At 63.0% G+C, this 17,910-nt stretch carries 19 protein-coding genes; all 19 read right to left on the bottom strand.

The window, feature by feature from the left end; genetic code table 11:
- Window positions 1-4: 4 nt before the first annotated feature.
- The 19 genes from ABI582_RS19075 to fliO all read right to left on the bottom strand — a co-directional run bounded on the left by ABI582_RS19075 (window position 5) and on the right by fliO (window position 17,909).
- The gene (locus ABI582_RS19075) at window positions 5-400 is read right to left on the bottom strand and encodes a DUF2802 domain-containing protein (RefSeq protein ID WP_338744765.1); all 396 of its coding nucleotides are present in this window, start codon (window positions 398-400) and stop codon (window positions 5-7) included.
- Window position 401: 1 nt separating this feature from the next.
- Window positions 402-881, bottom strand: coding sequence for a chemotaxis protein CheW (locus ABI582_RS19070; protein WP_003254393.1), 480 nt, complete (start codon window positions 879-881; stop codon window positions 402-404).
- A 43-nt stretch (window positions 882-924) separates the two neighbouring features.
- On the bottom strand, window positions 925-1,815 hold the full coding sequence (locus ABI582_RS19065; protein ID WP_442119934.1) for a chemotaxis protein CheW: 891 nt from the start codon (window positions 1,813-1,815) through the stop codon (window positions 925-927).
- Window positions 1,815-2,603, bottom strand: coding sequence for a ParA family protein (locus ABI582_RS19060; RefSeq protein WP_338744767.1), 789 nt, complete (start codon window positions 2,601-2,603; stop codon window positions 1,815-1,817). The genes ABI582_RS19065 and ABI582_RS19060 overlap by 1 nt, the downstream gene beginning before the upstream one ends.
- Window positions 2,604-2,837: 234 nt before the next feature.
- Entirely contained in the window at window positions 2,838-3,695 is an 858-nt protein-coding gene (gene motD / locus ABI582_RS19055; RefSeq protein WP_338744768.1) for a flagellar motor protein MotD, read from the bottom strand.
- Window positions 3,696-3,698: 3 nt separating this feature from the next.
- Window positions 3,699-4,439, bottom strand: a complete 741-nt coding sequence (locus ABI582_RS19050) for a flagellar motor protein (RefSeq protein WP_016488409.1) — start codon at window positions 4,437-4,439, stop codon at window positions 3,699-3,701.
- Window positions 4,439-5,560: a protein-glutamate methylesterase/protein-glutamine glutaminase gene (locus ABI582_RS19045; RefSeq protein ID WP_442119933.1), complete on the bottom strand. Its 1,122-nt coding sequence runs from the start codon at window positions 5,558-5,560 to the stop codon at window positions 4,439-4,441. Before ABI582_RS19045 ends, ABI582_RS19050 begins: the two co-directional genes overlap by 1 nt.
- Window positions 5,561-5,606: 46 nt before the next feature.
- Window positions 5,607-7,847 carry a chemotaxis protein CheA gene (locus tag ABI582_RS19040; protein ID WP_442119932.1) on the bottom strand — a complete coding sequence of 747 codons (2,241 nt, stop codon included), beginning with the start codon at window positions 7,845-7,847 and terminating at the stop codon, window positions 5,607-5,609.
- A gap of 12 nt (window positions 7,848-7,859) precedes the next feature.
- On the bottom strand, window positions 7,860-8,648 hold the full coding sequence (locus ABI582_RS19035; protein ID WP_442119931.1) for a protein phosphatase CheZ: 789 nt from the start codon (window positions 8,646-8,648) through the stop codon (window positions 7,860-7,862).
- 20 nt (window positions 8,649-8,668) lie between these two features.
- Window positions 8,669-9,043 (bottom strand): chemotaxis response regulator CheY, encoded by a 375-nt coding sequence (locus ABI582_RS19030; protein ID WP_171577279.1) that lies wholly within the window; start codon window positions 9,041-9,043, stop codon window positions 8,669-8,671.
- 120 nt (window positions 9,044-9,163) lie between these two features.
- Window positions 9,164-9,904, bottom strand: a complete 741-nt coding sequence (fliA, locus tag ABI582_RS19025; RefSeq protein ID WP_019472908.1) for an RNA polymerase sigma factor FliA — start codon at window positions 9,902-9,904, stop codon at window positions 9,164-9,166.
- Window positions 9,901-10,734 carry a flagellar synthesis regulator FleN gene (gene fleN / locus ABI582_RS19020; protein WP_016488415.1) on the bottom strand — a complete coding sequence of 278 codons (834 nt, stop codon included), beginning with the start codon at window positions 10,732-10,734 and terminating at the stop codon, window positions 9,901-9,903. The genes fliA and fleN overlap by 4 nt, the downstream gene beginning before the upstream one ends.
- A gap of 93 nt (window positions 10,735-10,827) precedes the next feature.
- Window positions 10,828-12,135, bottom strand: a complete 1,308-nt coding sequence (gene flhF / locus ABI582_RS19015; protein ID WP_338744771.1) for a flagellar biosynthesis protein FlhF — start codon at window positions 12,133-12,135, stop codon at window positions 10,828-10,830.
- A gap of 11 nt (window positions 12,136-12,146) precedes the next feature.
- Window positions 12,147-14,276: a flagellar biosynthesis protein FlhA gene (flhA, locus tag ABI582_RS19010; RefSeq protein ID WP_442119930.1), complete on the bottom strand. Its 2,130-nt coding sequence runs from the start codon at window positions 14,274-14,276 to the stop codon at window positions 12,147-12,149.
- A gap of 223 nt (window positions 14,277-14,499) precedes the next feature.
- A complete protein-coding gene (gene flhB, locus ABI582_RS19005) occupies window positions 14,500-15,642 on the bottom strand; it encodes a flagellar biosynthesis protein FlhB (protein WP_016498562.1) in 1,143 nt (380 codons plus the stop codon).
- A gap of 2 nt (window positions 15,643-15,644) precedes the next feature.
- Window positions 15,645-16,421: a flagellar biosynthetic protein FliR gene (gene fliR / locus ABI582_RS19000; RefSeq protein WP_338744773.1), complete on the bottom strand. Its 777-nt coding sequence runs from the start codon at window positions 16,419-16,421 to the stop codon at window positions 15,645-15,647.
- A gap of 7 nt (window positions 16,422-16,428) precedes the next feature.
- Window positions 16,429-16,698: a flagellar biosynthesis protein FliQ gene (gene fliQ / locus ABI582_RS18995; RefSeq protein ID WP_012273497.1), complete on the bottom strand. Its 270-nt coding sequence runs from the start codon at window positions 16,696-16,698 to the stop codon at window positions 16,429-16,431.
- 21 nt (window positions 16,699-16,719) lie between these two features.
- A complete protein-coding gene (fliP, locus tag ABI582_RS18990; protein ID WP_063423080.1) occupies window positions 16,720-17,475 on the bottom strand; it encodes a flagellar type III secretion system pore protein FliP in 756 nt (251 codons plus the stop codon).
- On the bottom strand, window positions 17,475-17,909 hold the full coding sequence (gene fliO / locus ABI582_RS18985) for a flagellar biosynthetic protein FliO (protein ID WP_258657738.1): 435 nt from the start codon (window positions 17,907-17,909) through the stop codon (window positions 17,475-17,477). The genes fliP and fliO overlap by 1 nt, the downstream gene beginning before the upstream one ends.
- Between the last annotated feature and the right edge of the window lies 1 nt (window position 17,910).

Below are 17,910 nucleotides of genomic sequence, written 5' to 3'. Positions count from 1 at the left end.
CAGGTTACCCGCTGCGGTGCAGCTTGCTCATCAGCTCCGCCTCGGCCTGGGTCAGGCCACAGCTTTCGGTCAGCTCGGCCACGCTGGCGCCCATGCCGACCAGCTTGGCCGCCTGGGAGAAGGTGACGTTGCTGGGGTCGCGCTGCTCCAGCTGCTGGAGCCTGTCAGGCAGCGGGGCCATCGTCACGCTCAGTTCGTGCAGCGCCTCGCCCATGCGCACGGTACCGTTCTGGTAGTCGTCCAGGCGCTTGGCCAGGTCCTTGATGCGCTGGTCACGCAGCGCATCGCCCTCGGCTTGCTGCGCAGCCAGCTCGCGCTGGCGCTTGCTGTAGTTGAGGAAAAACCACAGGCTCAGCGCCCAGACCAACGCCAGGAAGATGACAGCAACCTGTAGGATCAACTCAGATATTCTCCAGCTCGGACCACTCTTCCTCGGTCATCATCTTGTCCAGCTCGACCAGGATCAGCAGTTCGCCATTCTTGTTGCACACGCCCTGGATGAACTTGGCCGACTCTTCGTTACCCACGTTCGGTGCGGTTTCGATTTCGGACTGGCGCAGGTAAACCACTTCGGCCACGCTGTCGACCAGGATGCCGACCACTTGCTTGTCGGCTTCGATGATGACGATACGGGTGTTGTCGGTGACCTCGGTCGGCATCAGGCCAAAACGCTGGCGGGTGTCGATCACGGTCACCACATTGCCGCGCAGGTTGATGATGCCCAGCACGTAGCTTGGCGCCCCCGGCACCGGGGCGATCTCGGTGTAGCGCAGCACTTCCTGTACCTGCATCACGTTGATGCCGTAGGACTCGTTGTCCAGACGGAAGGTAACCCACTGCAGGATCGGATCTTCGGAACCTTGTGCAGACGACTTTTTCATTCCCCTACCCTCAAAATCCGCTGTTTCGCGGTTGTGTTCTGTGTCATTTCTGTTTGGCGTGCAGCTGCTTGACCGCGCCGCTGGCGATCAGCTCGGCCAGTGCGGCGACGTCGAGCAGTGCACACATGTGTTCAATCACCGTGCCGGCCAGCCACGGCCGCTGGCCGCGCTGGCTACGCCACTTGATCTCGGACGGGTCCAGGCGCAGCGAGCGGCTGACCTGGTGCACGGCCAGTCCCCATTCGTAGCCCTGCACGGAAATCACGTAATTCAGGCCTTGACGAAAATCGTCGCGGTAGCGGTCAGGCATTACCCAACGCGCAGTGTCCAGCACCTTCAGGTTGCCGGCCTGGCAGGTCAAAATACCCAGGAACCAGTCAGGCTGGCCGAACAGCGGCGTCAGCTCCTGGCCGGCCAGGTTGTAGATCGAGCCCAGGCACACCAACGGCACCGCCAGGGTCAGGCCGGCGACGTCGAACAGCAGGCACTCGAACGGCTCCGCCGCCCACACCGGGCGGCCGTCGACGGTCGCCGGGGGCACCGGCAGATTGGGCGCCGGCAGGTGCACATCGACCAGCGGCACTGCGGGTTGCACGGTTTGTTCTTCGACCAGCACCGGAATGGCGGCCTCGGCGAGCACCTCCTGCTCGACCACCGTCACCACCGGCGCCTCTACTGGCACGACGCTGGGCAACACCGCCAGCCTGGGTTCGGCAAACGGCCGTTGGGCAAGGTTTCCAGGGGCTTCGGCTGGCACCGGTGTTGCCGGCTGACGGGCATCGCGTGCCTGTTCCTCGCGCACCGCCTCGGCGAACGCGTCCGGCGCGGCTGGCGGTTCCAACAGGTCTTCGGCTTCGGTGGCCTCCTGCAGCAGGCCATCGAGGTACGACTGCAGGGCCATCTGCGGCCGGGTGGTATGTCGGGTCTGGGTCATCAGGCCACCTGCCCCGCAGTCTTGTAGGTCAGCAGGTGCTTGAGCAGCGCCCGATAGGCAATCAGGCCGCGGCTTTTGCTGTCGAACTGCGAGGGCGTGACGCCCTTGCGGCTGGCATCGCGCAGGCGCGTATCCACCGGAATATAGCCCTGCCACACCTGTTGCCCATAGGTATCACGCAGCAGCTTGAGTGTGCCCAGGGAGGCCTGGGTACGGCGGTCGAACAGCGTTGGCACGATCTGGTACGGCAGCGCCTGCTTGCGCGAGCGGTTGATCATGGCAAGGGTGCCGACCATACGCTCCAGGCCCTTCACCGCCAAAAATTCAGTCTGCACCGGTATCACCAACTGCTGGCTGGCGGCCAGGGCATTGACCATCAGCACGCCCAGCAAGGGTGGGCTGTCGATCACGGCATAGTCGAAATCCTGCCACAGCTGCGCCAGACTCTTGGCGATCACCAGGCCCAGGCCATTCTGCCCCGGTGACTGGCGCTCCAGCACGGCCAGTGCGGTGCTCGACGGCAACAGCGAAATGCGCTGGTCGCTGGTGGGCAGCAGCAACTGCCCGGGCAGGCCGTCTGGCACTGCGCCCTTGTGCAGGAACAGGTCATAGCAGCTGTGCTCCAGCGCATCGGGGTTGTGCCCGAAATAGCTGGTCATCGAACCGTGCGGATCGAGGTCGACAACGACCACGCGCTTGCCTGCCTCAGCCAGCAGGCCAGCCAGGGCGATGGTTGTGGTGGTCTTGCCGACGCCACCTTTTTGATTGGCTACTGCCCAGACTCTCATCAAGCAAACTCTATCTATTGATTTGGCAGGGACACTGTAGAAAAAACTGCCTTGCTCAACACTTGGAAGCGTGTGCAATCAGTGTGGGAGCGGGTTTACCCGCGAACACCGGCGTAGCCGGTGCCATACACCGTGTCGCGTTGTTCGCGGCGGTTCGACGCCTCGATTAACCCGCTCCCACAGGGATCTTTGGCAATCTCATCAACTGGGTAACAGTGACAGAGAATTGACGAGTTACTGCCCCGCCACCGTTGCTGGCGTTGCAGGTGCACTTTGTGTGCCAGCCCGGCGCAATGCGGCATCTGGCGTTGCATGGGCACTGCCCGAGCCTGTCAGGCTGCGGCGCACTTCGAGGTTACGGGAAATCACCAGTACCACCCGGCGATTACGCGCGCGACCGTCGGCGGTGTCATTGCCGGCCACCGGCTGGTACTCGCCGTAACCCACCGAGGCCATGCGCGCCGGGTTGACCCCTTCCATGGCCAGCAGGCGTACGATGCTCGCCGCCCGTGCCGACGACAGCTCCCAGTTGGTCGGGTACTGCGCCGTGCGGATTGGCAGGTTGTCGGTGAAACCTTCGACATGCACCGGGTTGGCGAACGGCTTGAGGATGTTGGCCACCTTTTCGATGATGGCAAATGCCTTGTCGCTGGGCATGGCATCGCCACTCCCGAACAACAGCGACGAATTCAGCTCGATCTCGATCCACAACTCGTTGCCGCGCACAGTCATCTGGTTGCTGTTGATCAGGTCGCCAAAGGCATCGCGCACGTCATCGCTGATGGTTTTCAACGGGTCCACATTGGTCGCCGCCAGGCCCGCTTCGGTCTGCTCGCTGTCTTTTACCAGCGGCTCTGCCGGGCGCACGCTCAACGGCTGCTCATCGCCGATGGGGATCGGTTTCATGCTGCGCTCAGGGTCGTTGAACACCCCGAGCAAGGCCTGGGAAATAACCTTGTACTTGCCCTCGTTGATCGAGGAAATCGAGTACATCACCACGAAAAAGGCGAACAGCAAGGTGATGAAGTCGGCGTACGACACCAGCCAGCGTTCGTGGTTTTCGTGTTCCTCGGTATGACGACGGCGACGCATGGGTTACTCCATGAAGCCTTGCAGCTTCAACTCGATGGAGCGCGGGTTTTCACCCTCGGCAATCGACAACAGGCCTTCGAGCAGCATCTCGCGGTAGCGCGACTGGCGCATGACGTTGGCCTTGAGCTTGTTGGCGATCGGCAGCAGGATCAGGTTGGCGCTGGCAACGCCGTAAATGGTGGCGACAAAGGCCACGGCAATGCCATTGCCCAACTGCGACGGGTCGGCCAGGTTGCCCATCACGTGGATCAGGCCCATCACCGCACCGATGATGCCGATGGTCGGGGCGTAGCCGCCCATGCTCTCGAACACCTTGGCAGCCTGGATGTCACGGCTTTCCTGGGTCAGAAAATCGACTTCAAGGATACTGCGGATGGCTTCTGGCTCGGCGCCGTCCACCAGCAGCTGCAGGCCCTTGCGCGCATACGGGTCGGGCTCGGCATCGGCCACACCTTCCAGGCCCAGCAGGCCTTCCTTGCGCGCGGTCAGGCTCCAGTTCACCACGCGGTCGATGCCACCCGCCAGGTCGACCCGCGGCGGAAACAGGATCCAGCGCAAAATCTGCAAGGCGCGCTTGAAGGAGGACAGCGGCGACTGCAACAAGGCTGCCGCCAGGGTGCCGCCCAACACGATCAGCGCTGCCGGGCCGTTGACCAGGGCACCGGCATGCCCCCCCTCAAGGAAGTTGCCACCGACGATGGCGACAAAGGCGAGAATCAGGCCGATCAGGCTGAGCACGTCCATCAGACGCAGGCCTCCACCAGGTGCTTGCCGATTTCGTCCAGGCTGTACACCGCATCCGCCAGGTTGGCCTTGACGATGGCCATGGGCATGCCATAGATCACGCAGCTGGCTTCATCCTGGGCCCACACGGTGCTGCCGCCCTGCTTGAGCAGGCGCGCACCTTCGCGGCCATCGGCGCCCATGCCGGTGAGCACTACCGACAGCACCTTGTCGCCGTACGACTTCGCGGCCGACCCGAAGGTGATGTCCACGCATGGCTTGTAGTTCAGGCGCTCGTCACCGGGCAGGATCTTCACGGTGCCTCGGCCGTCGATCATCATCTGCTTACCACCGGGGGCCAGCAGGGCCAGGCCTGGGCGCAGCACGTCGCCGTCCTCGGCTTCCTTCACATTGATGCGGCACAACTTGTCCAGGCGCTCGGCAAAGGCCTTGGTAAACGCCGCCGGCATGTGCTGGATCAACACGATCGGCGCCGGGAAGTTGGCCGGCAGCTGGGTCAATACCCGTTGCAGGGCCACCGGGCCGCCTGTCGAGGTGCCGATGGCCACCAGCTTGTAGGGTTTGCGCTTGGGGGCTGGCGCGTGCGCCGCCGGGGCCGCTGCACGGGCAGGCGCCGCAGGGCGGGCCGGCGCCGGGTTGGTGAAGCTGCTGGCGGGCGCAGGGCTGCTGGCCGGCGCAGGCGCGGCGGCCGGTGCCGTCCTGGCATAGCTGCCAAGGCGACGGTTGCTGCGCGAAATGGTATGCACCTTCTCGCACAGCATCTGCTTGACCTTGTCGGGGTTGCGCGAAATGTCCTCGAAGTTTTTCGGCAGGTAATCCACCGCGCCAGCATCCAGCGCGTCGAGGGTGACGCGAGCGCCTTCGTGGGTCAGCGAGGAGAACATCAACACCGGCGTCGGGCAGCGCTGCATGATGTGCCGCACCGCGGTGATGCCGTCCATCATGGGCATTTCGTAGTCCATGGTGATGACATCGGGCTTGAGCGCCAGCGCCTGGTCGATTGCTTCCTTGCCATTGGTCGCGGTACCCACTACCTGGATCGTCGGATCCGCCGAGAGGATTTCCGAGACGCGGCGGCGGAAGAAACCGGAATCATCCACCACCAGGACCTTGACTGCCATAAACACTCCATTAGGCGGCGCCACCCGCCAGGGTGCGCCACCGAAATCAAATACGCCGCGCGGCGTAACGCTTGAGCATGCTCGGGACGTCGAGAATCAACGCAATGCGACCGTCACCGGTGATGGTGGCCCCGGACATGCCCGGGGTGCCCTGCAGCATCTTGCCCAGCGGCTTGATTACCACTTCTTCCTGGCCAACCAGTTGATCGACGACAAAGCCGATGCGTTGCGTGCCGACCGACAGGATCACTACATGACCCTCGTGCTGCTCTTCGTGCACCTGGCCCTGTACCAGCCAGCGCTTGAGGTAGAACAGCGGCAGCGCCTTGTCGCGCACGATCACCACTTCCTGGCCGTCGACCACGTTGGTGCGCGACAGGTCGAGGTGGAAGATCTCGTTGACGTTGACCAGCGGGAAGGCGAACGCCTGGTTGCCCAGCATCACCATCAGGGTGGGCATGATCGCCAGGGTCAGCGGTACCTTGATGACGATCTTCGAGCCCTGGCCCTTGGCCGAGTAGATGTTGATCGAACCGTTGAGCTGGGAAATCTTGGTTTTCACCACGTCCATCCCCACGCCACGGCCAGACACATCGGAAATTTCGGTCTTGGTCGAGAAGCCCGGGGCGAAGATCAGGTTGTAGCAGTCCGATTCGCTCAGGCGCTCAGCGGCATCCTTGTCCATCAGGCCTTTTTCCACGGCCTTGGCGCGCAGGATGTTCGGGTCCATGCCCTTGCCGTCGTCAGAGATCGACAGCAGGATGTGGTCACCTTCCTGTTCGGCCGACAGCACCACACGGCCCGTGCGAGCCTTGCCAGAAGCTTCACGCTCGTCGGGCATCTCGACACCATGGTCGACGGCGTTGCGCACCAGGTGCACCAACGGGTCGGCCAGGGCCTCGACCAGGTTCTTGTCCAGGTCGGTTTCTTCGCCGACCAGCTCCAGGTTGATCTCTTTTTTCAGCTGGCGGGCAAGGTCGCGTACCAGCCGCGGGAAGCGGCCGAACACTTTCTTGATCGGCTGCATGCGGGTTTTCATCACCGCCGTCTGCAGGTCGGCAGTGACCACGTCGAGATTGGACACGGCCTTGGACATGGCCTCGTCGCCGCTATTCAGGCCCAGGCGCACCAGGCGGTTACGCACCAGTACCAGTTCGCCGACCATGTTCATGATCTCGTCCAGCCGCGCGGTGTCGACGCGAACGGTGGTTTCCGCTTCGCTGACGGCATGCTTCTCGGCAGCCGGCGCCGGCGCACGGGGGGCTGGGGCAGGCTTGCTGGCGGCCGCAGGTGCAGGCGCAGCAGCGGCTGGCTTGGCCACCGGCTGGCTGTCGGCCTTGGCCTGGGCAGGCGCTTGCACCTTGGCGGCAGCCGGGGCCTCGACCGCAGCAACGTCACCACCAAACTTGCCCTTGCCGTGCAACTGGTCCAGCAGCGCCTCGAACTCGTGCTCGCTGATTTCGTCGCTGGCGGCGCTGTTGTCAACCGTGACCGGCGCCGGCGCTTTGGCGGCAGGCAAGACGTCGGCCTGGAAAGTGCCCTTGCCATGCAACTGGTCGAGCAACGATTCAAATTCTTCGTCGGTAATTTCGTCGCTAGTCGCGTCTACAGGCACGACCGGCTGTGCCGCGACCTCGACACTGAACTGGCCTTTACCGTGCAACTGGTCGAGCAGCGACTCGAACTCGGCGTCCGTGATTTCGTCTCCGTCGCCACTGGCAGCCTCGCCCTGCATCTGCTCGTCGACCGCGGCTTGCGCCTTGACCGCATCGAGCGAATCGAGCAGCTGCTCAAACTCGCTGTCGGTGATGTCCTGCTCATCGGCAGGGGCCGATACCGCGACAGGCACCTCGGCGACGGCTGCCGCTGTGGCAGGCGCCTGGGCAACCTCGGCGCCACCGGGTTCGGCCAGCCGCGCCAGGGCCGCCAGCAGCTCTGGAGTGGCCGGGGTCACTTCGGCACGCTCACGCACCTGGCCAAACATGCTGTTGACCGTATCCAGTGCCTCAAGCACCACGTCCATCAGTTCCGCATCGACCCGGCGCTCACCTTTGCGCAGGATATCGAACACGTTCTCGGCGATATGGCAGCACTCCACCAGCTCGTTCAGCTGAAGGAAGCCGGCGCCCCCTTTTACAGTGTGGAAACCGCGAAAGATCGCATTGAGCAGGTCGGCATCGTCGGGTCGGCTTTCCAGCTCGACCAGTTGCTCGGACAGTTGCTCAAGAATTTCGCCGGCTTCTACCAGGAAATCCTGGAGGATTTCTTCATCGGCGCCGAAGCTCATCAAACGTGCTCCTTAAAAACCCAGGCTGGACAGCAAATCATCGACATCGTCCTGACCGGACACAACGTCTTCACGCTTATCGGCATGAATCTGCGGACCTTCACCCCGAGTCGGATGTTTTTCTAGATCTTTTTCTGCGCGCAATTGATCGTGGTCATGCTGGATACCCGCAAAGCGGTCGACCTGGCTGGCCATCAGCACCAGTTTGAGCAGGTTGCTTTCCACCTCGGTCACCAAAGTGGTGACGCGCTTGATCACCTGGCCGGTCAGGTCCTGATAGTCCTGAGCCAGCAGAATGTCGTTGAGATGCCCGGCAACCTTGCGGTTACCTTCAGCGCTGTGCGTCAGGAAACTGTCGACGCGTTTGACCAGGTTACGGAACTCAGGCGCAGCCACTTCGCGGCGCATGAAGCGCTGCCAGTCGGTGCTCAGGGCCTTGGCTTCGCTGGCCAGGTCGTTGAGCACCGGGGTGCTTTCCTCGACCAGGTCCATGGTGCGATTGGCCGCCCCCTCGGTCAGCTTGACCACGTACGACAGGCGCTCGGTAGCGTCAGTAATCTGCGACACCTCCTCGGCCTGCGGGATGGTCGGGTCGATCTGGAAGCTGACGATAGCGCTGTGCAATTCTCGGGTCAGCTTGCCGACTTCCTGATACAAGCCACGGTCGCGGGTCTGGTTCAGCTCGTGAATCAGCTGTACCGCCTCGCCAAAACGGCCCCGTTCCAGGCTTTCGACCAACTCCTGGGCATGTTTCTTCAGGGTCGATTCGAACTCCCCCAAAGACGTTTGTGATGAATCCATGGCGCGCCCCCTGACGTGACTCAGCCGTTGACGCGTTCGAAGATCTTCTCGATCTTTTCTTTGAGCACCTGGGCGGTGAACGGCTTGACCACATAGCCATTTACGCCGGCCTGGGCCGCTTCGATGATCTGGTCGCGCTTGGCCTCGGCAGTCACCATCAGTACCGGCATGCTTTTCAGCTTTTCACTGGCACGCACTTTACGCAGCAGGTCGATGCCGGACATGCCGGGCATGTTCCAGTCGGTCACCAGGAAGTCGTAGTGGCCGTTTTCCAGCATCGGCAGCGCCGTGGTGCCATCGTCGGCTTCTTCGGTGTTGGTGAAGCCCAGGTCACGCAACAGGTTCTTGATGATCCGCCGCATCGTCGAAAAGTCGTCAACGATGAGGATTTTCATGTTCTTGTCCAATTAGACCTCCAAGCAGTCTCAAACGCGCCCGGTCTACCGGGCACGCACTCATTCAATTCGGTACAACGTGGATAACGCGCGTGGAAAACGACTGCAACGACACCGGGCTCAACGTGCCCGCCATTCCCCCAGGCGGCTACGCAGGCGCGCGGCACACTGGCTGTGCAACTGGCTGACCCGCGACTCGCTGACCCCAAGCACCTCGCCGATTTCCTTGAGGTTCAGCTCTTCGTCGTAGTACAGCGCCAGTACCAGGCGCTCACGCTCCGGCAGGTTGGCAATGGCCTCGGTCAGGGCAGCCTGGAAGCGTTCGTCCTCCAGGCCACGCGCGGGTTCGACATGGCCACTGGCGCCATCCTCATGCAGCCCTTCGTGCTCGCCGTCCTGCAACAGGTCGTCAAAGCTGAACAGGCGGCTACCCAAGGTATCGTTCAAGATCCCGTAGTAATCATCGAGACTCAATTGGAGTTCGGCAGCAACTTCATGATCTTTAGCGTCTCGCCCTGTTCTGGCTTCAACGGCACGCATCGCGTCACTGACCATGCGGGTGTTGCGGTGCACCGAACGCGGGGCCCAATCGCCCTTGCGCACCTCGTCCAGCATGGCCCCGCGGATGCGGATGCCGGCGTAGGTTTCAAAGCTGGCGCCTTTGCTGGCGTCATATTTGTTGGCCACTTCAAGCAGGCCGATCATGCCGGCCTGGATCAAGTCCTCGACCTGCACGTTGGCCGGCAACCGCGCCAACAGGTGGTAGGCAATGCGCTTCACCAACGGGGCGTAGCGTTCGATCAGCTCGTACTGGGCGTCTTTCGCGGCCCGGCTGTACATCTTGAAGCCACTGGCGTTCATAGCACGGGGCCCGCGCTGGTGGGCTGCACCAGGCGCTCGACAAAGAACTCCAGGTGGCCGCGTGGATTGGCCGGCAGCGGCCAGCTGTCAACCTTCTGGGCAATCGCCTTGAAGGCCAGCGCGCACTTGGAGCGTGGGAAGGCTTCGTAGACGGCGCGCTGCTTCTGCACTGCCTTGCGCACACACTCGTCGTACGGTACTGCACCTACGTACTGCAGGGCCACGTCGAGGAAGCGGTCGGTGACCTTGGTCAGCTTGGCGAACAGGTTGCGCCCTTCCTGCGGGCTCTGCGCCATGTTGGCCAGCACGCGGAAACGATTCATCCCGTAGTCGCGGTTGAGCAGTTTGATCAGGGCGTAGGCATCGGTGATCGAGGTGGGCTCGTCGCAGACCACCAGCAGGACTTCCTGGGCGGCGCGAACGAAGCTGACCACCGACTCACCAATCCCCGCCGCAGTGTCAATCACCAGTACGTCGAGGTTGTCGCCCACTTCGCTGAACGCCTGGATAAGCCCGGCATGCTGGGCCGGGGCCAGGTGCACCATACTCTGGGTGCCCGAGGCCGCGGGGACAATGCGCACCCCGCCAGGGCCTTGCAACATCACGTCGCGCAGCTCGCAGCGCCCTTCGATGACATCGGCCAGGGTACGCTTGGGGGTAAGGCCCAGCAACACGTCGACGTTGGCCAGGCCCAGGTCGGCGTCCAGCAGCATGACCCTGCGGCCAAGCTCGGCCAGCGCCAGGGACAAGTTCACTGAAACGTTAGTCTTGCCGACGCCACCTTTGCCACCGGTCACGGCGATCACCTGTACGGGATGCATGCTACCCATGTCTGTTCTTTACCTTGTCTCGCTGGGACTCAGGCCACACGTGGGGCAATTCTGCGTACCCCTTGGCATAGCTACTTTGCACACGCTTCATGCTCAACCCGCCCGCCGGGGGTTGTGATAGAGATCAGCGAACATGTCGGCCATGGCCTCTTCGCTGGGCTCGTCCTGCTGCTGCACATTGACCGCACGGGACACCAGCTGGTGGCCGCGCGGCAGGTGCAGGTCGTCCGGAATGCGCGGGCCATCAGTCAGGTAGGCCACGGGCAGTTCATGATTGATGGCAAGGCTCAGCACATCGCCAAGGCTTGCCGTTTCATCCAGCTTGGTCAGGATGCAACCGGCCAGGCCACAGCGCTTGTAGCTGTGGTAGGCAGCGGTCAGCACCTGTTTCTGACTGGTGGTGGCCAGCACCAGGTAATTCTTCGCGGCAATGCCACGCCCGGCCAGGGTTTCCAGTTGCATGCGCAGTGCCGGGTCGCTGGCCTGCAGGCCGGCGGTATCAATCAGCACGACGCGCTTGCGCAACAGCGGTTCCAGCGCCGCAGCCAGCGACTGGCCAGGGTCGACGTAGGTCACTGGCACGTTGAGGATGCGGCCCAGGGTCTTGAGCTGCTCCTGGGCGCCGATACGGAAACTGTCCATGCTCACCAGCGCCAGGTTGTGCGCGCCGTACTTGAGCACGTAGCGTGCGGCCAGCTTGGCCAGGGTGGTGGTCTTGCCCATGCCGGCCGGGCCGACCATGGCAATAACCCCACCCTCTTCGATCGGCTCGACTTCAGGAATGTCGATCATCCGCGCCAAGTGCGCCAGCAGCATGCGCCAGGCTTGGCGAGGCTCTTCGATCTCGGCAGTGAGGTCCAGCAACTCACGGGCGATCGGCCCGGACAGGCCGATGCGCTGCAGGCGGCGCCAGAGGTTGGCCTGCTGTGGCTTGCTGCCCTGCAGCTGGGTCCAGGCCAGCGAACCGAGCTGCACTTCCAGCAGCTCGCGCAGGCCCGACAGCTCGGAGCGCATGGCATCGAACAGGCGCGGATCAACCGGCGCCGCAGCAGGTGCAGCAACAGCCTCAGGGGCATCGACGTGCGGCTCGATCAACGGCTCGGCGGCCGTCAGCGACTGCCCGGCAAACAATTGGCGGTTGTTGTCGCTGCTGTCCTGGCGGTGGTCCAGCTCGGCCTGGGCAGTAGCGATGCGCGTATGGGTCTTGCGCAGCTCTTGTTCCAGCTCGGCGTTGGGCACGCGCGGGGCCAGGGCGGACAGCTTGTAGTCCAGCGCGGCCGTCAGTTCGACACCGCCGGCAATGCGGCGGTTGCCAATGATCGCGGCATCGGCGCCCAGCTCGTCACGGACCAGCTTCATGGCCTGACGCATATCGGCGGCGAAAAATCGCTTAACTTGCATTATCCACTACCTCAGCCGTTAGGGCCCACGGTGGCAACGATGGTGACTTGCTTGTTGTCCGGTATTTCCTGATACGCCAGAACATGCAAATTCGGTACAGCCAGGCGACCGAAACGCGACAGCATGGCGCGGATCGGGCCGGCGACCAGCAGGATGGCCGGCTGGCCCTGCATTTCTTGGCGCTGGGCCGCTTCGATCAGCGAACGTTGCAGCTTCTCGGCCATGCTCGGCTCCAGAAGAACACCATCTTCCTGACCTTGCCCGGCCCTTTGCAGACTATTGAGCAAAATCTGTTCCAACCTTGGCTCCAGGGTAATCACTGGCAGCTCCGACTCAACGCCGACAATGCTTTGCACGATGGCGCGACACAATCCGACGCGCACTACCGCCACCAGCGCGGCGGTATCTTGACTCTTGCCAGCGTTGTTGGCGATGGCTTCGGCAATACTGCGAATATCGCGCACCGGCACCTGTTCCGACAACAGCGCTTGCAGCACCTTGAGCAGGCCCGACAACGAAATGACACCCGGCACCAGCTCTTCTGCCAGTTTAGGCGATGCCTTGGACAGTACCTGCAGCAGTTGCTGCACCTCTTCGTGGCCGATCAGCTCATGGCAGTGCTTCTGCAAGATCTGGTTGAGGTGAGTGGCCACCACGGTGCTTGCGTCGACCACGGTGTAACCCAGCGACTGCGCCTGGGAACGCTGGCCGACGTCGATCCACACCGCCTCCAGGCCAAACGCCGGGTCGCGCGCGGCAATGCCGTTCAGGGTGCCGAACACTTGCCCGGGGTTGATCGCCAGCTCCCGGTCCGGGTAGATCTCCGCTTCGGCCAGGATCACCCCCATCAGGGTCAGGCGATAGGCGCTGGGCTGCAAGTCGAGGTTGTCACGAATGTGCACGGTGGGCATGAGGAAACCCAGGTCCTGGGACAGCTTCTTGCGCACACCCTTGATCCGCGCCAGCAACTGGCCGCCCTGGTTGCGGTCGACCAGCGGGATCAGCCGGTAGCCAACTTCCAGGCCGATCATGTCGATGGGCGTCACGTCGTCCCAGCCCAGCTCCTTGGTATCGAGCGCGCGCTGCGGCGAGGGCAGCAGGTCTTGCTGGCGCTGCGCCTCTTGTTGCGCCTCAAGCTTGACCTTGTGCTGCTTCTTCCACACCAGGTAGGCGCCGCCACAGGCCAGCACGCCAAGGCTGAGGAAGGCCACGTGCGGCATGCCCGGCACCAGCCCCATGACGATCATCAGCCCGCCGGACACCGCCAGGGCCTTGGGCGAATCGAACATCTGCCGGTTGATCAGCTTGCCCATGTCCTCGGAGCCCGAGGCGCGGGTGACCATGATCGCGGCGGCGGTGGACAGCAGCAGTGATGGCAATTGCGCCACCAAACCGTCACCAATGGTCAGCAGGGCATACACCTTGCCGGCATCGCCGAAGCTCATGCCGTGTTGCAACATGCCGATCAGCATGCCGCCGATCAGGTTGATGAACAGGATCAGCAGGCCGGCGATGGCGTCACCGCGGACGAACTTGCTGGCACCGTCCATCGAGCCGTAGAACTCCGCCTCTTGCGCCACTTCGGCACGGCGGTGCTTGGCCTGGGCCTGGTCGATCAGGCCGGCGTTGAGGTCGGCGTCGATGGCCATCTGCTTGCCGGGCATGGCGTCGAGGGTGAAACGCGCGCTCACCTCGGAAATACGCCCGGCACCCTTGGTCACCACCACGAAGTTGATGATCATGAGGATGGCAAACACCACGCCACCGACCACGTAGTTGCCGCCGATCACCACCTCACCGAAGGCCTGGATCACCTTACCGGCAGCGCCGTGGCCCTCCTGGCCATGCAGCATGACCACGCGGGTGGACGCCACGTTCAGCGCCAGGCGCAGCAGCGTGGCCACCAGCAGGATGGTGGGGAAGGCGGCGAAGTCCAGCGGGCGCAGCGCGTATACACACACCAGCAGCACCACGATCGACAGGGCGATGTTGAAGGTGAAGAACACGTCGAGCAGGAACGGCGGTATCGGCAACATCATCATTGCCAACATCACCAGCAGCAGCAGCGGCACGCCCAGGTTGCCCCGGCCGAGACCGGCCAGGTTATTGCGGGCGTTGCTGATTAACTGAGTGCGATCCACCGCGAGTCCTCTTGATGCAAAACTTTGACGCCCAAGGGGCGCCTGGGCGTGGCTTTGCAAGAAGCCTTCCAACTTTGCACTGGAGAGGATGCTGTTTTTGTAGGAGCAGCCTTGTGCTGCGAAGAGGCCATTGCAAGCGAAGATCAACTTCAGCCTTACCGGCCTCTTCGCAGCACAAGGCTGCTCCTACAGGCACCGCGCCGCCCCTCCGGATAACAAGAGGTCAGCTGTCGCGGCGCAGGTCCGGCGGGATCGGCAAATCTTCTTTCAACGGCTCTGGCCGCTTGCCCCTGCCAGCGCGGTACTGGCGGATCTGGAACACATAGGCCAGCACCTGCGCCACAGCCAGGTACAAGCCGGCGGGAATTTCCTGCTCAGGCTCGGTGGAGTAGTAGATCGCCCGCGCCAGCGCCGGCGATTCGAGGATCTGGATCTTGTGCTCCACGCCAATCTCCCGAATCTTCAAGGCCATGAAGTCGGTGCCCTTGGCCAGCAGCAACGGCGCCGCCCCGCCCTTCTCCGGGTCGTACTGCAGGGCCACCGCATAGTGCGTCGGGTTGGTGATGATCACATCGGCCTGCGGCACCGCCGCCATCATGCGCCGCTGCGACATCTCGCGCTGCAGCTGGCGAATGCGTTGCTTGACCTCGGGCTTGCCCTCGCTGTCCTTGTACTCGTCGCGCACTTCCTGCTTGGTCATCTTCATTTTCTTGTGCGTCTGGTACAGCTGGATGGGCACGTCCGCCGCTGCGATCAGCAGCAGCCCGGCCGACATCCACAGCGCACTCCAGCCCACCACCTGCAGGCTGTGAATGATCGCCTGCTCCAGCGGTTCGTTGGCAATCGACAGCAATGCCTGGCGGTCGTTGATCAGCACCACCACCGCCACCGCCAGGATCACGAAAAACTTGGCCAGCGCCTTGAGCAGCTCGGTCAAGCCATGCATGGAGAACATGCGTTTGAGCCCGGCCAGTGGGTTCATGCGGCTGAATTTTGGCTGCAGCAGGCTGCCAGAGAACAGGAAACCACTGAGGGCAATAGGTGCCACGAAGGAAATCACGAACAGCAGGATCAGCACCGGCTGCACCGCCCATATCGCCATCTTGCCCGAGGCCAGCAGGAAGGCGCCCATGGCCCGCTCGTCGACAATGATGTCGCGGGTCAGGCTGAAGTTGATGCGCATGATGCTCAGCAACGTCTCCGCCATATGACCGCCGAATGCCAGCAGGCCACCCGCGCCAGCCAGGGTCACCGCCACCGTATTCAGCTCCTTGGAGCGGGCGATCTCGCCTTTCTCGCGGGCATCGCGCTTACGCTTGTCGGTGGGGTCTTCTGTCTTGTCCTGACCGCTCTCGCTTTCTGCCATGCTCAGCGCGCCCTCGCCAGTTCACGCAGCCATTGCAGCGCTTCGCTGGCCAATGCCTGGTAGTGGGACAGCACATCGGCCAGGCCGACCCAGAAAATGAACATACCCATGACCAGGGTCAGCGGAAAGCCAATGGAGAAGATGTTCAACTGCGGCGCGGCGCGGGTCATCACGCCGAAGGCAATGTTCACCACCAGCAACGCAGCGATCACCGGCAGGATCAGCAACAGGCCGGCAGAAAATACCCAGCCCAGCCGCCCGGCCAGCTCCCAGAACTGGTTGACCACCAGCGCATTGCCCACCGGCAAGGTGGTAAAGCTTTCGGTGAGTACCTCGAACACCACCAGGTGGCCGTTCATCAACAGGAACAGCACGCTCACCAGCATGGTCATGAACTGGCTGATGACCGTGACGTTAACGCCGTTGGCGGGGTCGACCATCGAGGCGAAGGCCATGCCCATCTGCACCGCGACGACCTGCCCGGCGATAACGAAAGCCTGGAACAGCAACTGCAAGGCCAGGCCGAACAGCGCGCCGACAATGATCTGTTCGCCACACAGCAGCAGGCCACGCAGGCTCAGCGGGTCGAATTCGGGCAACGGCGGCAGCGCCGGCACGATCACCACGGTAATGGCCACCGCCACGTACAGGCGCACCCGCGCCGGCAGCATGCGCGTGCCAAGGATCGGCATGGTCATCAGCACCGCAGTCACCCTGAACAACGGCAGGATGAAGGTGGCAACCCAGGTGCCGATCTGCGCGTCGGTCAGCTCCAGCATATCCGCGTCAACCGATCAGCTGCGGGATGTTGGTGTAGAGGGTGGTGATGTACTCCATGAACTTCTGCACCAGCCATGGCCCGGCGACGATCAGCGTGATCAGCATCACCAGCAGACGCGGCAGAAAGCTCAGGGTCTGTTCGTTGATCTGGGTGGCGGCCTGGAACATCGCAACCACCAGGCCCACCAACAGGCTCGGCACCACCAGCACGGCGACCATCAGGGTGGTCAGCCACAGGGCATCACGGAACAGGTCGACAGCTACTTCAGGTGTCATCGGCGGCTCTCCTTGACGGCGTCAGACGCCGCCGAAACTGCTGGCCAAGGTACCCATGATCAGCGCCCAGCCATCCACCAGCACAAACAGCATGATCTTGAACGGCAGCGAGATGATCAGCGGCGACAGCATCATCATACCCATGGCCATCAGCACACTCGCCACCACCATGTCGATGATCAGGAACGGGATGAAGATCATGAAACCGATCTGGAACGCGGTTTTCAGCTCGGAGGTGACGAATGCCGGCACCAGGATCGTCAGCGGCACCTGGTCGGGGCCGGCGATGTCGGTGCGCTTGGACAGGCGCATGAACAGGTCGAGGTCGCTTTGCCGGGTTTGCGCCAGCATGAAGTCCTTTAGCGGCACCTGGGCCTTGTCGATGGCCTGCTGGGCGGTCATCTGCTCCTTGAGGTACGGCTGCAGGGCGTCCGTGTTCACCCGGTCGAACACCGGTGCCATGATGAACATGGTCAGGAACAGCGCCATGCCGGTCAGGATCTGGTTCGACGGCGTCTGCTGCAGGCCCAGGGCCTGGCGCAGGATCGAGAACACGATGATGATGCGGGTAAAGCTGGTCATCAGGATGACGAACGCCGGGATGAAGCTGAGCGCCGTCATGATCAGCAAAATTTGCAGGCTGACCGAATACTCCTGCTGCCCGTCCGCCCCGTTGGACAGGGTAATGGCCGGGATCGACAACGGGTCGGCGGCCAGGGCCAGCGGCGCAGCCAGCAGCAGCGCCAAAGTCAACAACAAACGCAGCGGGCCGCTCATCACTTCTTGTCCTTAGGGTCCTTGCCCATCAGCTCCATCAGCCGCTGGGCAAATTCCGGCGTTGCCTGACGTGCGCCAGCCGGCACTTCCACGGGTTCGGCCAGCACATGCAGGGCCTCGATGCTACCGGGGGTGTGGCCAATCAGGATCTGCTCCTTGCCCACCTGCACCAGCAGCAGGCGGTCACGCGGGCCGATGGCCCGACTGCCGACGATCTCGATCACCTGCCCGCCCTTCACCGCCGTGCTCTGCATGCGCCGCAGCACCCAGGCCAGGAAGAAAATCAGGCCCACCACCAGCAGCAGGCCGAAGACCATCTGCGCCAACTGCCCGCCAAGGCTGCCAGGCGCCGTCACCGGGGTCGCCGCGGGCGTGGCCGCAGCCAGGCACGCCTGGCTGGCCAGCAGTGCAGCGAACGCCGCGATGGCGCGCATC

Origin of the sequence: Pseudomonas sp. SAS7, assembly GCF_052112345.1 — a bacterium.
Lineage (GTDB): Bacteria > Pseudomonadota > Gammaproteobacteria > Pseudomonadales > Pseudomonadaceae > Aquipseudomonas > Aquipseudomonas putida_Q.
The sequence above is the reverse complement of the archived record's forward strand: the minus strand, read 5'-3'. Positions and strand labels throughout refer to the sequence as shown.